The organism is Litorivivens sp., from assembly GCF_041624475.1.
GTDB lineage: Bacteria > Pseudomonadota > Gammaproteobacteria > Pseudomonadales > Spongiibacteraceae > Litorivivens.
The window spans coordinates 1-14,232 of the sequence record NZ_JBFJUX010000019.1 but is presented as its reverse complement, the minus strand read 5'-3'; the positions used below and the strand labels follow the sequence as shown (position 1 = coordinate 14,232).

The following is a 14,232-nucleotide window of genomic DNA, read 5'->3' as shown; positions in this document are numbered from 1 at the left end:
GGATGATAATGGATTCTTTGATAGGATGCGCGCCTGCAGGTGTGGAAAAGGCAGGTAAATATGCTCGACAGTCTGCGGCAATGGTGTGCCGCCGAGCTTGGTGTGCCAGCGACAGCGTTGGGCGAACTGCTGCCGGTGGCCGGCGATGCCAGTTTTCGGCGCTATTTTCGGCTCTTCCCTGAAGGTCGCTCCCCCGTCATCCTGATGGATGCGCCGCCCGAAAAAGAGAACAGCCAGCCCTTCCTCGATATTGCGGAGCGCCTGCGTCAGGCGGATATTCACGCACCCGCCATTCTGGCCCACGATTTGGCGCGCGGTTGGATACTACTCGAAGATCTGGGCGATACCCTCTACAAAGCCGCCTTTGAGTTACGCGATGGTGAAGCGGTGTTCGCCGAAATTCTGCCGGTGCTGGTGAAACTGACTCGGGTCGACGCCGGGGGCTTGCCCCTGTATGACCGCAGTCGCTTGCAGGGCGAGCTGAACCTGTTTGTGGACTGGCATATTCCGGAACAGACTGATCGACCGCTGTCTGATAAGGAGCGGGTCGAGTGGCAGGCGCTGTGCGACCTCCTGATCGACAGTGCCCTGACTCAACCCCAGGTGTTCGTGCACCGGGATTTCCACTCCTGCAATCTCATGGTGCTGGACGGAGCGCCGGGGGTGATAGATTTTCAGGACGCGGTGCGGGGGCCGATCAGCTACGATCTGATGTCCATTCTGCTGGATCGCTATATCGCCTGGCCGCGAGATCAACTGGAGCGCTGGATGGAGGCATTCCGACAGCAGGTGGCACCGTCGGTGGCCTCGGAAACCTGGCAGCGCTGGTGCGATTTTATGGGCCTGCAGCGCAACCTGAAAATCATCGGTATTTTTGCAAGACTTGCCCACCGGGACGGAAAAACGGGGTATCTTTCTCTGGTTCCGCGCTTTGCCGACTATGTTCGCGACGTGCTAATACGTTATAACGAGCTGAAGCCCTACCAGGCGCTTCTGGAGCCGCGACTATGAAAGCCATGATCCTTGCCGCCGGCCTGGGAAAGCGGATGCGCCCACTGACCATGGTGCGACCCAAGCCGCTGCTGAAAGTAAACAATAAAGCCCTGATCGACTATCACCTTGAACGCCTCGCCGCCGCTGGGGTGGTTGATGTGGTGACTAATCATTACTGGCTGGGCGAGCAGATCGAGGCGCATATTGGCGACGGGGCCGCCTATGGCCTGAACGTGGTTTATTCTCCCGAGGCTGAGCTGCTCGATACCGCCGGCGGTATGATCAATGCCTTGCCGCTGCTGGGTGATCAACCCTTTTTGCTGATCAATGGCGATGTCTGGTGTGATTTTCCCGTCGCAAACTTGCTGACCCGCAAACCCTCCGGTGCCCACCTGGTGATGGTAGACAACCCCGCGCACAACCCCGATGGCGATTTCTCGCTGCACGGTGAGCAGTTGAGTTTGGTTGCAGGCAATGCACTGACCTACGCCGGGATCGCAGTGATCAATCCGGCTCTGTTTGCAGGGGCGGAGCCCGGCTGCCTGCCACTGAAGCCCTTTCTGGTGCGCGCCATTGAGCGCGGCGAGCTGACCGGTGAGCATTTCACAGGAGAGTGGGTCGATGTTGGCACGCCCGAGCGCCTGTCGGAGCTGGATGCCCGGGTTTCGGCGGTGTTGGCCTGAGCCGTGTTCACATAGCCCCGGGCCCGCTTAGCCGGTAAACTACGCGCTTTCAAATTTCCGATTCGCGAGTTTGCCGTCAATGTCTGATTTCTGGATTGCTCCTTCCATTCTTTCTGCCAACTTCGCCCGTCTCGGCGAAGAAGTGGACAATGTTCTCGCCGCCGGTGCCGATGTGGTGCATTTCGATGTGATGGACAATCACTATGTACCCAACCTGACCATTGGTCCGATGGTGTGCAAGGCCCTGCGCGATCATGGCGTGACGGCGCCGATTGACGTGCACCTGATGGTGCAGCCGGTGGATGCCCTGATTGGCATGTTCGCCGAGGCCGGCGCCAGTTACATCACCTTTCACCCCGATGCTTCCGTGCATGTGGATCGTTCCCTGCAGATGATCCGCGACGCCGGCTGCAAGGCCGGGCTGGTGCTGAACCCGGCAGTGTCTCCCGACTGCCTGCGCTATGTCATGGATCGACTCGATATGATTCTGCTGATGTCGGTCAACCCGGGCTTTGGCGGGCAGAAGTTCATCCCGTCGACCATTGATAAGGTGCGCGAAGTGCGCCAGCTGATCGATAACAGCGGCTTCGATATTCGGCTGGAAGTTGACGGTGGCATCTCCGCGAACAACATTGCCGAAGTGGCTGCTGCCGGTGCGGACACCTTTGTAGCAGGTTCGGCCATTTTCAACGCCGACGACTACAAGACGGTCATCGACGATATGCGTCAGCAACTGGCTTCCATCTGACCGTGCTTCTCGAACAACTGCTCGGGCGTCAGCCCGAGGCCCTCTTGTTTGACCTCGATGGCACCCTGATCGACAGTGTGCCTGATCTTGCCAGCGCGGTAGATCACACCCTGAAAAGCGCAGACTTGCCTGTGGCGGGAGAGGCGCTGGTGCGCGGCTGGGTGGGCAACGGGGCACGCAAACTGCTGGCGCGGGCTCTTGAGCATTGTTGCGGACGCGCTGACGAGGCCGAACTGGATCGCCTGTTACCGGTGTTCTTTGAGGTTTATGAGCAGTGTTGCGCGGAGCACACCGTGGCTTATGCGGGTGTTGAAACAGCTCTGCAGCACTGGCATCAGGCAGGGATCAGACTTGCCTGTGTAACCAACAAGCCCGAGCGTTTTGCGCTGAAAATTATTCGTCACTTTGCTTGGGCTGAATGGATGCCCGTGGTGCTGGGTGGCGATAGTCTTGCTCAGAAAAAGCCCTCTCCTGAGCCTTTATGGGAAGCCTGCAGGCGCCTCGGTGTAGCGTCGACCGGTGCCATTATGGTGGGAGATTCGGTAAACGATGTGCAGGCGGCCCGCGCAGCGGGAATGCCGGTCATTGCCGTGCCCTACGGCTATAACTATGGCAGCGATATTCGCGAGGCAGGGCCTGATCTGGTGGTCTCACAACTGGATGAGCTGCTGACCTAGCCGTCCCGCAAGCCCGTCAATCGAGCTTTTTATAGGCGCAGCGCCGGCTCTGCTCGCGCCAGGCATTTTCCAGACATTCCTCTTCTCCGGTCAGCATGTCCGGCACGATCCCTGTTTCGTCCATCAGCCTTCGAGCCAGCGCGGATTCGCTTTCCAGTTCGCCATCGTGGTTGATATGGGCGATATCCAGGCCGTGCTCACGCTTCAGAAAATGCGCAATCAGCAGGCTGCGGTGACAGACCGCCGGATCTTTCTCGGCGCAGGTCAGGGCGATCGAAAAACCTTTGTCGAGTCCATCGAGCAGGCGTTCCACGCCGCGCAAAAATGGGCTTGAGCGCTGCAGGCGATCAAACTGTACCTGGCCGTTTTCATAGTGCGCGTCGCAGGGAGAGCGCGGGCCGAGCTCCTCGCCGAGATATACGTAACGTATACCCGCCTTGCGCAGGTGTTCTATCAGGTTTTTCCGGTGGTAGTCGTGAAAGGCCTTGCTGTAGGGCACTGAACGCACGTCAGCCACCACATCAATCCCGTAAGAGTGCAGGTGGGCGATAAAGGTTTCGATGGCTTTGGTGGCGTAGCCGATACTGAACAGAGCGGGCATGAAAGGGCGGAGTCGCAATGCTGAAATGTTAACAGGCGCTGAGTGTAGCGGTGCCTCCGGGTCGCCGCAAATCCGCAGTTTTACAAAGCCGGGCGCTGGGGTAGAATGCGCCTTTGTATTTATCCTTTCATCTGGAGAAAACGGTGATCTGCTCCGCTCACACAGCGCTGCAATCTGATACCCGCCGATGGCGATGGTAGGCCCCTGCGTACGTGCAAGCACGCCCTTGAACATCGTTATTCACCGTTTTTGAAGGAAAGATCCGTGACTCCCGAACAATTTGCCGAACTGGCCCAGCAGCCCTATAACCGTATTCCGGTCTATCGCGATGTGCTGGCTGACCTCGATACCCCCCTCAGCGCCTATCTGAAACTGGCGCGCGGTCCCTACAGCTACCTGTTCGAATCAGTGGAAGGGGGCGAGAAGTGGGGCCGCTATTCCATCATTGGCCTGCGTGCTTCCACCGTGCTGACCGTGCGCGGCAATGCGATTACTGTCACTGAAAATGGTCAGGAAATGGAAAGCCTGAATAGCGAGGATCCGCTGGATTTTGTTGAGCAGTTCCAGGCCCGCTATCAGGCGCCGGACCTCGACGCTCTGCCGGCCTTCAACGGCGGGCTTGTCGGTTACTTCGGCTACGACACGGTGCGCTACGTCGAGAAGAAGCTGGCGGCCACCTGCCCACCGGACAAGCTCGGCAACCCGGATATACTGTTGATGGTCTCCGACGAGGTGGTGGTATTCGACAACCTCGCCGGCGTTATCACCCTGATTGTGCACGCCGACCCCGCCGACGCCGATGCCTATAACAAGTCGCAACGGCGGCTGGATCAGCTGGAAACGCTGATGGCGGGTCCCGCGCCTGAACTGGCACGGCCCGCAACGGTGCCCGGCGAACTGCCCGAATCGGCCTTTGAATCGGAAGTGGGCGAAGCGGGTTACAGCGCGATGGTGGAGCGGGTAAAAGAATACACGCTCGCTGGCGATGTCATGCAGGTGGTGCCATCGCAGCGCCTGTCCACGCCGTTTAATGCCGAGCCGATCAATCTCTACCGCGCCCTGCGTCGGTTAAACCCGTCGCCCTATATGTTTTATCTGGATCTGGACGATTTTCATATCGTTGGTTCCAGCCCGGAAATTCTGGCGCGGGTAGAACACGGTGAAATCACCTTGCGCCCGATTGCCGGTACTCGCCGTCGCGGCCATACCGAGGCTGAAGACCGGGCGATGGAGGCCGAACTGCTGGCCGACCCGAAAGAGATTGCCGAGCATTTGATGCTGATTGATCTGGGGCGCAACGATGTTGGCCGGGTCGCGGAAACCGGCAGCGTGGTGGTGACCGATCAGATGGTGGTCGAGCGCTACTCCCATGTGATGCATATCGTGTCCAACGTTACCGGCAAACTGAAAGCGGGTTTCAGCGCGATGGATGTGCTGCGTGCCAGCTTGCCGGCGGGTACTTTGAGCGGCGCGCCGAAAGTACGGGCGATGGAAATCATTGACGAGTTGGAGCCGGTCAAGCGCGGTGTCTATGGCGGCGCCGTGGGCTATCTGGGCTTCAACGGCAATATGGATACGGCCATTGCCATTCGCACGGCGGTCATTAAGAACGGACGACTTTATGTGCAGGCCGGTGGTGGCATCGTTGCCGATTCGGTACCCCGTCTGGAATGGAAAGAAACCATGAACAAGGCGCGGGCGATGTTCCGGGCTGCGGCTATGGTGCTGGATGGTAAGGGAGATCACTGAAATGCTGTTGATGATCGATAACTACGATTCCTTTACCTACAACATCGTGCAGTATCTGGGCGAACTGAAAGCCGAGGTCAACGTGGTGCGCAACGATGAGGTTTCCGTCGACGACATTCGCGCGATGAAGCCCGAACGCATTGTGGTCTCTCCCGGCCCCTGTACTCCCAATGAAGCGGGTATTTCCATGGAGGCGATCAAGGCCTTCGCCGGAGAGCTGCCAATCTTGGGTATCTGTCTTGGTCATCAGAGTCTGGGGCAGGTTTTTGGTGGTAAGGTTGTGCGTGCCCGGCAGGTGATGCACGGCAAAACCTCGCCCATCTACCACGCCAATAAAGGCGTGTTTTCGGGTTTGAAAAACCCTTTGATCGCCACCCGCTATCATTCACTGGTGGTGGAAAAAGACAGCCTGCCGGATTGCCTGGAAATCACTGCGTGGACACAGACCGACGCAGGTGAGGTCGATGAGATCATGGGACTGCGACACAAAACCCTGGACGTGGAAGGGGTACAGTTTCACCCGGAATCAATCTTGAGCGAAGAGGGTCACGCCATGCTGGCCAACTTCCTTAAACGCTGAGGGACAGCTTATGGATATCAAGACCGCCCTGGGGCGCGCCATTCAGCATTTAAGTCTGAGCACCGACGAAATGGCCGCCGTGATGCGTGACATCATGACCGGCCAGTGCACCGACGCCCAGATCGGCGCCTTTCTGGTGGCGCTGCGGATGAAAAGTGAAACCATCGACGAGATTGAAGGCGCCGCCAGAGTCATGCGCGAGCTGGTTACGCCAGTGGATGTTGCTGATCTCTCTCACGTTGTGGATATCGTTGGTACTGGGGGCGACGGCGCCAACCTGTTCAATGTGTCTTCAGCCGCTACTTTTGTGGCCGCTGCGGCGGGCGCGGTGGTGGCCAAGCACGGCAATCGCTCGGTGTCCTCCAAAAGCGGCAGCGCCGACCTGCTCGAGAGTGCCGGTATTAATCTGGGCTTGAGCGCCGAGCAGGTGGAGCAGTGCATTCGCGAAGTAGGTGTGGGTTTCATGTTTGCGGTTAATCACCACAGCGCCATGAAGCACGCTATCGGTCCGCGCAAGGAAATTGCCCAGCGCACCATCTTTAATATTTTGGGGCCGCTGACCAATCCGGCGGGCGTAAAGCGACTGTTGCTAGGCGTATTCAGTGCTGAACTGTGTCGGCCGCTGGCTGAAGTGCTCAAGCGCCTGGGGGCCGAGCATGTGATGGTGGTGCATGCCAGCGACGGCCTGGATGAAATCAGTCTGGCCTCTCCCACTGAAGTGGCTGAACTTAAAGACGGTGAAATCAACGAATATCGGATTACACCGGAAGACTGCGGTTTGAAAAGCCAGTCACTGGTCGGTTTGGAAGTGGCCGACAGCGCGGCCTCACTGCAGCTGATTCGCGATGCCTTTTCCGGTGTGGAGAGCGAGGTCGCTCGCAAGGCCGCCGATATGGTGGCGCTCAATGCCGGTGCCGCGTTGTATGTAGCAGGTAAAGCCGATTCGCTTAAAGCTGGTGTTGCGTTGGCGCAGCAGACTCTTACCAGCGGCGTGGCACTGGAAAAAATGCAGCAGCTCGCTCAGTTTTCTCAGGGCTTGAAGTAATGTCGACACCAACTGTTCTGAAAAAGATTCTCGAGCGCAAGGCAGAGGAAGTAGCCGAGCGTTCACAGAAGGTTTCGCTGGATACCTTGCGTGAGCAGGCCGCATCGGCGTCGCCCGTGCGTGGCTTTGTCGCGGCGATGGAGCGCAAACTGGCGGCGGGTCAGTCAGCAGTAATTGCTGAATGCAAAAAGGCCTCGCCTTCCAAAGGGGTTATTCGCGCTGACTTTCAACCTGCGGCAATCGCCCGCAGTTACGAGCAGGGCGGAGCGGCTTGCCTGTCGGTACTGACCGATCGGGATTTCTTTCAGGGCAGTGAAGCTTATCTGCAGGAAGCGCGGGCAGCCTGTTCATTGCCGGTGATTCGCAAGGATTTTATTATTGACAGCTATCAGGTGCTGGAAGCCCGCGCCATTGGTGCCGACTGTATTCTTTTGATTGCCGCGGCCCTCGATGATGCACAGATGCGCACCTTGTACGACGAGGCTCTGGCCCTGGGTATGGATGTGCTCATTGAAGTACACGACGAAGAAGAGTTACTGCGCACGCTGCCCCTGGGTGCCAAACTGGTGGGTATCAACAATCGCAACCTGCACAATTTTGAAACCTCGCTCGACAATACTTTTTGCCTGCTCGACAAAATCGGCGATGACCGGATTGTAGTGACCGAGAGCGCGATTCACACGCCCGCCGATGTGGCAGCCATGCGTGAGCGCGGGGTGAATGCCTTTCTGGTGGGTGAGGCGTTTATGCGGGCTGAGGAGCCCGGGGAGAAATTGGCGGAGTTGTTTTCAGTTTAAGAGAAAGTCTGCCCTCACCCTAACCCTCTCCCAGAGGGAGAGGGAACTTGCAAGCCAGCGTCTGTGCGTCCCCTCTCCCTCTGGGAGAGGGTAGGGGTGAGGGTTAGCGCGTCCCAAACACCACCATCGTTTTGCCTTTAACCGACACCAGCCCCTGTTCTTCCAGAGTTTTCAGTACCCGGCCAACCATTTCCCGAGAGCAGCCGACAATGCGACCGATTTCCTGGCGGGTGATCTTGATCTGCATGCCATCGGGGTGAGTCATGGCGTCGGGCTGGTTGCAGAGGTCGAGGAGGGTGCGGGCAACGCGGCCGGTCACGTCCAGGAAGGCCAGATCGCCTACCTTGCGCGTAGTCTGGCGCAGGCGCTTTGCCATCTGTGTGCCCAGCGCAAACAGGACTTCCGGATACTGTTCTCGGAGTTCATGAAATTTGCTGTAACTGATTTCAGCAACTTCGCACTCAGTTTTTGTTTTGACCCAGGCCGAACGGGTTTCTTCGTGATCAAAAACGCCCATCTCGCCGAAGAAATCACCTTTGTTGAGATAGGCGACGATCATTTCCCGGCCTTCATCGTCTTCGATCAGCACGGTGACAGAACCTTCGATAATGTAATACAGCGCGTCACTGTCGTCGCCCGCGTAGATAATGGTGCTCTTGGCAGGGTAGCGGCGGCGCCGGCAATGGCTTAAAAAACCATCGAGGTTTGGAATCGCAGGCTTTGGTGCACTGATCACAATGGGTCCTCTTGGAAAGGTTTTCTCAAATTATTCGGCCTATTATGCCGTGTGGAACCTCCAATGGCGACCCCTGCGAGCTTTGCGGAGCTTGTGGTAGGATGCGTTTCTCAAAAAACATCGCAATAGGGTTATCGAATGGAAGCTACCGTTAAGTGGAAGGACGGTGTCAGTTTCGAAGCGGAGTCCGGTTCCGGGCATTCTGTGGTAATGGATGGGCCGCCGGACCTCGGTGGTCGCAATCTGGGGCCGCGTCCCATGGAGATGCTGATTATGGGAATGGGGGGCTGTGCCTCGTTTGATGTGCTCACCATACTGCAGAAGTCGAGGCAAAACGTCACTGGCTGCGAAGCGTGCATTAGTGCAGAGCGCGCCGACGCGGTGCCTGCGGTTTTTACCAAAATTCATATGACGTTCAAGGTAAGCGGCGATGGCCTTAAGGAGTCCCTGGTCAAACGCGCGGTTGCCCTGTCGGCTGAAAAATACTGCTCCGCATCGATCATGATGGAAAAGGCCGGCGTTGAAGTGACCCACAGCTACGAGATTGTGCCCGCATGACTGCCAAGCGGCCTCCGCCGACCGCAGGCCTGCGGCATATCGCGCTCTTTGTGGAGCGCTATGAAGAGACCCTGGCGTTCTATCAGAACCTGATGGGAATGGCCCTTGAGTGGCAACCCGACGCCGATAACAGTTATCTCTGTTCCGGCAATGACAACCTGGCATTGCATCGCTATCAGGGCCCTGCGCGCGATCCAGCGACACAACGACTCGATCACATCGGTTTTATTATCGATACGATGGACGGCGTGGACGAGTGGTTTGCCTTTCTGAAGACCGAGGGCGTCAAAACCTTGTCTGAACCTCGGACCCATCGCGACGGGGCGCGCAGTTTTTACTGCCTTGACCCCGACGGCAATACGGTGCAGATCATCTATCACCCGCCGATCAGCGGCCAGCAGTTTACCCGCCCCTAGGGCCGCTTGTTCGACACGGCGTCAGAGATAATAGGTCGAGCGCGTCATGACCTTTGACGCCAGCGTCATGACCTCCTTGATGCCGGGTGCAAAATCCTGTCCGCCTGCTTCAATCGCCTTACTGGCGTGGGCGGATTCGTCTTCCAGCATTTGCTGCAGAATCGCTCGCGACTTGTGATCTTCCGGTGGCAGCTGTGTCAGATGGTCGCGCAGGTGTTTGCAGACCTGCTCTTCCGTTGCCGCCACAAAACCCAGACTGATTTTGTCCCCCAGTGTGCCGGCCAGTGCGCCGAGGGTGAACGAGGCAGCATAGAACGCCGGGTTCAGACGGCTGGTATGACTGCCCAATTCATTAAGCCGCTGCTCGCACCAGGCGAGATGATCCACTTCTTCGTCGGCCGAGTGCTGCATGGCCTCACGCACGGCGGGGTCTTTAGCGGTGAGTGCCTGGCCGTGATAGAGCGCCTGGGCGCAGACTTCGCCAGTGTGGTTGATCCTCATCAGGCCTGTGGTATGACGGGGACTGTCGTCGAGCAGGGCTTCGCCGTAGGTATCGGCGGGATTGCTGCGGCGCGGGCTGGCGCTGCCCGGCACCAGCGTTTTAAGACCCCGGTCGAGCGATATGACCAACTTGTCGATCAGTGAAAATCTGCGGTTCATGCGGTTCTCCTTGCCGCCATTTTACCGGAAAACCGTCGCTTGAGTCTGTGCGGAGGCCGCTTCTGTGGTTTCCAGCAGCTCGACGATCAGACGTTTAAGCGTTTGCCCGGCTGACGGACGCGCCATGACTCGAAAGGGGGCGTTCGCTGCCGCCGGCAACTCACGGCTACTCTCCTGAAGGAAAATAGTAGCCGGTGGCGGCAATTGACTCGCACTGGCCTCTTCGTGCAGGCGATGGTTCAGGCTGATGGGCTCGTCGATAGTGTCGCTGATCAGCACGATGTCGATCGGTGTCTTGAACAGGCATTGATTACGGCTCAGGGCGATGGCTTGTTGTCGGGTATGGGCGACAAAGCAGATCATTCCCCACTGTTCGCACAGTTTTTTCTGCTGCATGGCAAAGGTGCGGTTGGGTTCGACAATCAGAATGCGTCGGAAACGAAGCTGCAGCAGTTTTGGCAGTCGTTGCTGGTGCTTCCACTCCGACAGGGGCAGAGATATTTCAATAATCTGAGTTCCACCGTTGGAGTGCAGCCGCAGATCGCCGTTCAGCGCCTCCAGCAACTGGCTCGCCAGTTCTGCCCGCGTGTGGATGGCGCGGTCGGCGGTGAGTGCCGGGGCGAGAGGCTGAATCAGGCTGAGAGCTTTTTCGCCCCGGTAGCGCAGCTCGAGCCAGAGACCATTGCGCCATTGGATTTGCAGTGCCAGGCCGGTTTCCCGGCTGTGGTGGCTGGCGACCAGGATGATATGCAGCAAAAACTGGCGCAACCGCCCCGGGTCACCGATAACCTGCTCGGGCAATGTTACTTCGGGGTTCTGCCACAGCAATTCTGATTGATGGGACTCGACAATGTCCTTTAGCAACGGGCGAAGCTCGTACAGCAGCTCGGGGGTGGTGGCGGACACGGTCGCTAGCGGAGGGTGAGACAGCACGTTTTCGATAAAACCCAGCATTTCCTGGCTGGCGCTTTGCAGACTGTTGACGTAGTCCCGTTGCTGGGGCGTGAGCTGCGAGTTTTTGAGCATTTCAGCGGTGCCAAAAATGGCGCTGAGGGGTGTCATCAAATCGCGGTTTATACGACGCAGAGATTCATTGCCTCCGCGGCTTTCTGCTTCCAAGGTAGCCACATGCAGGCGGTGCTCAAAACGCTGCTGGGCCCGATTCTGCCGATACACGCTGTAGATAGTGGTGAGCATCAGGACTTCCACTGCCGTGCCCAATAGCATGATCAGGTTGATGGTTTCCAGACTGGCGTCCACATGAAGGTAAATCAGCACGACCAGAGCCACAAAGAGGATTAGCCAGGCTCGGGTGAGCAGATAGTAATAGGTGACGGTGTCCTGATATTTCAGATAGGTTTGCAGGGCGCGCAGCGTGACTGTGGCAGAACTCAGGCCCACGACAATGAACATTATGGGAAGGCTGCTGCTCACTGGCAGGAAGATGGCTGTGACTCCGGCCAGTGCATTCACGGTCAGCAGGGTTATGAGTGTGGCATCCCGGCGTTGGCGTCGTCGTGAGGGCTGAAACCTTTCAGACAGCAGAGTGGCCAGAAGCATGCTGAGATGGGTCAGACTGATAAAGGCCGGGTTTCCAAACAGGGAAGACGCTTGGGAGTGCAGGGCAATATAGCCCCACGAGGCCCCAATGGTCAGCATATTGCAAATGGCATAAAGGCCCATCAACAGGAAAATACGCGAGGGCGGTAATACCAGAGCCATCGCCAGATTGGCAATGGCCAATGCCAGCAACAGGCCCACCCCGACGCCATTGCCGAATAGCTCATAGCGAAATTCAGTCAGGAAAGGGTGGAGGTCCGTAAGCTTGGGGGTCAGCAGCACCTTGCCCTGATTTTCGAGCGCTAGGTAATAAATCTGCTGGCTGTGCGGCTCGACGCTGAGAATAAATAATTGCGGTGTGCGCAGAATCCCGGCGTTGTAGACCTTGGTAATTTCAGTGCCGTCTTGGCGGAAAAGCCGCGCCGAGTCAATTTCAGCAGGAGTGAGGTGAAAAATAGCGTAGTGCTGTTTGGCCTGATCATTGGCAAGGCCAAAACGGAGCCAGTAGCGGCCCTTGCTGAAGTCCAGCTTTAGATCACCGGTTTGTGCCTGGCGGAAGCGGGGGGCATTGTCGCTGAGGTCGGCCACTGTCAGTGTTGCGTCTGTATCGAGCAGGATATCGACCTGCTCTTTGATGGGCAGGTCGAAAGTGCCCGAGCCCAGGCGCAATAGATCAGCGGCCTGCAGCGAGCCGGGCAGAAACGGCAGCAGGAAGAGCCAGAAAAACCTGGTTTTGTTGGTCCCAATCAACCGCCTGATAGATAATTTCCCTATAGCATCTCTCACCATTCTTGGGATTCGTTCTCGAGTGTTTACTGGTCGTTGGTCTTAATTATTGTCTCAGTGAGATTCTGAAACCTAGGCTGTGACTCTACTCAAGTGTTATGTTCTGCGATAGTGATATTTTGATCCGAGGCAGCCCCTGGCTGGGATATTCCCCTCGCTGCGGTCTTCATATACGGGTGTGTAGATAGCCACTCGATGAAAACGAGTCTACTATCCTGTGGGGAAAAAGGGGAAGCACGCGGTTATTATTATTTCAACTGTGCTCAATCTGTAAGTAAAGAGGCGCGCAGCTCTGCGCTCCTCTCACCGGTTTGCAGTTGATGTAATGCTGCCACTTCAGTCAGCTTGGTGACGAGTTCAGATTAGTCGGCAAACAATGATTTGATATATCGACCGTTTGAATTCTCCTGTAGATTGCTGGATGCAGGGCTTTCTCTTTTTCCAAATTCAGTGTGACGCTGTGCGAGAGCGCTCATATCTCGAAAACTAGCTCTAATCTGCGCATCAGTAGACTGTAGCTGGTAATGCCCTGTTACTAACAAAATGGCTAGCTCTGCGTAAATTTCCAGAGGAGCGATGTTCACTTTTTTGTTGTGGGCGGCTTCCGTATGATTGCGGTACGGTTTGCGCAATAGTCTCACCCAGCGCGACAATTGTTCGTCGTGAAATTTTCGTCTCGCGGCGTCAAAACTTGCTTCGTCGGCTTTTTCCTCGTCAAGACCAAGCTTGGATTTAAAGCTCGCCACTACAGTCAAGCCGCTTACGCCGAGTACAACAGCCTCTTCGAGGTAGGCAAAAAAATCGTATTGATAAGGGCTAGCTTTGCTTTCTATGCTGAGAAATGTCTTATCCTCAATATACATGGTTACTTCGGATATTAAGTTGCGTTTGGACTGAAAATATCGATGCACAGTTCGTCGGCTAATCTGTGCCTCCTCGGCTATTTTCTGCATCGTGGTTAGCTTTAAGCCATCCCTTGAGATGCAGTTTACTGCCGCGTTTAGAAGGATCTCGCGGCCTCTGTTTGCATCATGTACCCGAGTTTTTGTACCCCAGCGAGTCGTTCTTTCCATGACATACCCCTGTTAATACATTATTAACTAATTGTAATGATCCATCCTTAGCTAACGTTCGTGTCCCTGCTGATATTTAGGCGTATTTAGGGCGAAAATTGCTCGGTATTTTGAGACAGGTTTTAAGCTTATGGAGACTACTTCGGGCGTTTTTACTTGCTATGTCTCTTATTTTAGGTTCTAGAAAAAGTCTTCGCGCAATGACTATTGAGCCGCTCGGATTTCTGGATTCGTCAGACCGGCCTATATAGAACAGCGCTATCCCCCGGCAACCCGTTAAAGTATCTCGGTAATTACGCATATTCCCCCGTTTGATTTCGTTTGCTGCCTGCACACTGCCGTGTGTCTCGTAGAGCCTGTGATTGAGCAGTAACTGACGTCTGTCGACACAAATTTTTCCTGTGTGTGACGCAGCCCTGAACCAGAAAATTTCGCGGCATCAGGGTTTTATTCACAGACCAAAATGAGTAGAGACAACAAAATGTGACTCAGGTCACGCTTTTTTGAACAGGCAAAAAAAATCAAATTTTTGGTCTGGTCAGGAGGCGCATCGTGATTTTTATTAAACCT

Annotated in this window: 15 protein-coding genes; 10 read left to right on the top strand and 5 right to left on the bottom strand. The window is 56.3% G+C overall.

Annotated elements, in window-relative coordinates; genetic code table 11:
• Window positions 1-60: 60 nt before the first annotated feature.
• The 4 genes from ABY734_RS15035 (at window position 61) to ABY734_RS15020 (ending at window position 3,101) form a co-directional block, all read left to right on the top strand.
• Window positions 61-1,011, top strand: coding sequence for an aminoglycoside phosphotransferase family protein (locus ABY734_RS15035; RefSeq protein WP_372780141.1), 951 nt, complete (start codon window positions 61-63; stop codon window positions 1,009-1,011).
• Entirely contained in the window at window positions 1,008-1,676 is a 669-nt protein-coding gene (gene murU, locus ABY734_RS15030; RefSeq protein ID WP_372780140.1) for an N-acetylmuramate alpha-1-phosphate uridylyltransferase MurU, read from the top strand. Before ABY734_RS15035 ends, murU begins: the two co-directional genes overlap by 4 nt.
• Before the next feature lie 79 nt (window positions 1,677-1,755).
• Complete coding sequence (rpe, locus tag ABY734_RS15025) at window positions 1,756-2,424, top strand: ribulose-phosphate 3-epimerase (protein WP_372780139.1); 669 nt, start codon at window positions 1,756-1,758, stop codon at window positions 2,422-2,424.
• A 2-nt stretch (window positions 2,425-2,426) separates the two neighbouring features.
• Complete coding sequence (locus ABY734_RS15020) at window positions 2,427-3,101, top strand: phosphoglycolate phosphatase (RefSeq protein WP_372780138.1); 675 nt, start codon at window positions 2,427-2,429, stop codon at window positions 3,099-3,101.
• A 16-nt stretch (window positions 3,102-3,117) separates the two neighbouring features.
• Here ABY734_RS15020 and ABY734_RS15015 read toward each other — a convergent pair whose 3' ends face one another.
• Window positions 3,118-3,702, bottom strand: a complete 585-nt coding sequence (locus ABY734_RS15015) for a DUF488 family protein (RefSeq protein WP_372780137.1) — start codon at window positions 3,700-3,702, stop codon at window positions 3,118-3,120.
• A gap of 264 nt (window positions 3,703-3,966) precedes the next feature.
• On the opposite strand from ABY734_RS15015, the gene trpE reads away from it, so the two are divergent.
• Genes trpE through trpC form a run of 4 tightly spaced genes read left to right on the top strand, consistent with a single transcriptional unit; the run spans window position 3,967 to window position 7,873 of the window.
• Window positions 3,967-5,451, top strand: a complete 1,485-nt coding sequence (trpE, locus tag ABY734_RS15010; RefSeq protein ID WP_372780135.1) for an anthranilate synthase component I — start codon at window positions 3,967-3,969, stop codon at window positions 5,449-5,451.
• Between the two features lies 1 nt (window position 5,452).
• Window positions 5,453-6,031: an aminodeoxychorismate/anthranilate synthase component II gene (locus ABY734_RS15005; protein ID WP_372780134.1), complete on the top strand. Its 579-nt coding sequence runs from the start codon at window positions 5,453-5,455 to the stop codon at window positions 6,029-6,031.
• Window positions 6,032-6,041: 10 nt separating this feature from the next.
• The gene (trpD, locus tag ABY734_RS15000) at window positions 6,042-7,076 is read left to right on the top strand and encodes an anthranilate phosphoribosyltransferase (protein ID WP_372780133.1); all 1,035 of its coding nucleotides are present in this window, start codon (window positions 6,042-6,044) and stop codon (window positions 7,074-7,076) included.
• On the top strand, window positions 7,076-7,873 hold the full coding sequence (gene trpC, locus ABY734_RS14995) for an indole-3-glycerol phosphate synthase TrpC (protein WP_372780132.1): 798 nt from the start codon (window positions 7,076-7,078) through the stop codon (window positions 7,871-7,873). Before trpD ends, trpC begins: the two co-directional genes overlap by 1 nt.
• Window positions 7,874-7,976: 103 nt before the next feature.
• Here the strand turns inward: trpC and crp are convergent, their stop codons facing one another.
• A complete protein-coding gene (gene crp / locus ABY734_RS14990; RefSeq protein ID WP_372780131.1) occupies window positions 7,977-8,609 on the bottom strand; it encodes a cAMP-activated global transcriptional regulator CRP in 633 nt (210 codons plus the stop codon).
• A gap of 138 nt (window positions 8,610-8,747) precedes the next feature.
• Here crp and ABY734_RS14985 point away from each other — a divergent pair, with 138 nt between their 5' ends.
• The gene (locus ABY734_RS14985; RefSeq protein ID WP_372780130.1) at window positions 8,748-9,167 is read left to right on the top strand and encodes an OsmC family protein; all 420 of its coding nucleotides are present in this window, start codon (window positions 8,748-8,750) and stop codon (window positions 9,165-9,167) included.
• On the top strand, window positions 9,164-9,583 hold the full coding sequence (locus ABY734_RS14980; RefSeq protein ID WP_372780128.1) for a VOC family protein: 420 nt from the start codon (window positions 9,164-9,166) through the stop codon (window positions 9,581-9,583). The genes ABY734_RS14985 and ABY734_RS14980 overlap by 4 nt, the downstream gene beginning before the upstream one ends.
• A gap of 21 nt (window positions 9,584-9,604) precedes the next feature.
• On the opposite strand, the gene coq7 is transcribed toward ABY734_RS14980, so the two are convergent.
• The 3 genes from coq7 to ABY734_RS14965 all read right to left on the bottom strand — a co-directional run bounded on the left by coq7 (window position 9,605) and on the right by ABY734_RS14965 (window position 13,662).
• Window positions 9,605-10,243 (bottom strand): 2-polyprenyl-3-methyl-6-methoxy-1,4-benzoquinone monooxygenase, encoded by a 639-nt coding sequence (gene coq7 / locus ABY734_RS14975; protein WP_372780127.1) that lies wholly within the window; start codon window positions 10,241-10,243, stop codon window positions 9,605-9,607.
• Between the two features lie 21 nt (window positions 10,244-10,264).
• Window positions 10,265-12,553 (bottom strand): 7TM-DISM domain-containing protein, encoded by a 2,289-nt coding sequence (locus ABY734_RS14970; protein ID WP_372780125.1) that lies wholly within the window; start codon window positions 12,551-12,553, stop codon window positions 10,265-10,267.
• 398 nt (window positions 12,554-12,951) lie between these two features.
• A complete protein-coding gene (locus ABY734_RS14965; protein WP_372780124.1) occupies window positions 12,952-13,662 on the bottom strand; it encodes a helix-turn-helix domain-containing protein in 711 nt (236 codons plus the stop codon).
• Between the last annotated feature and the right edge of the window lie 570 nt (window positions 13,663-14,232).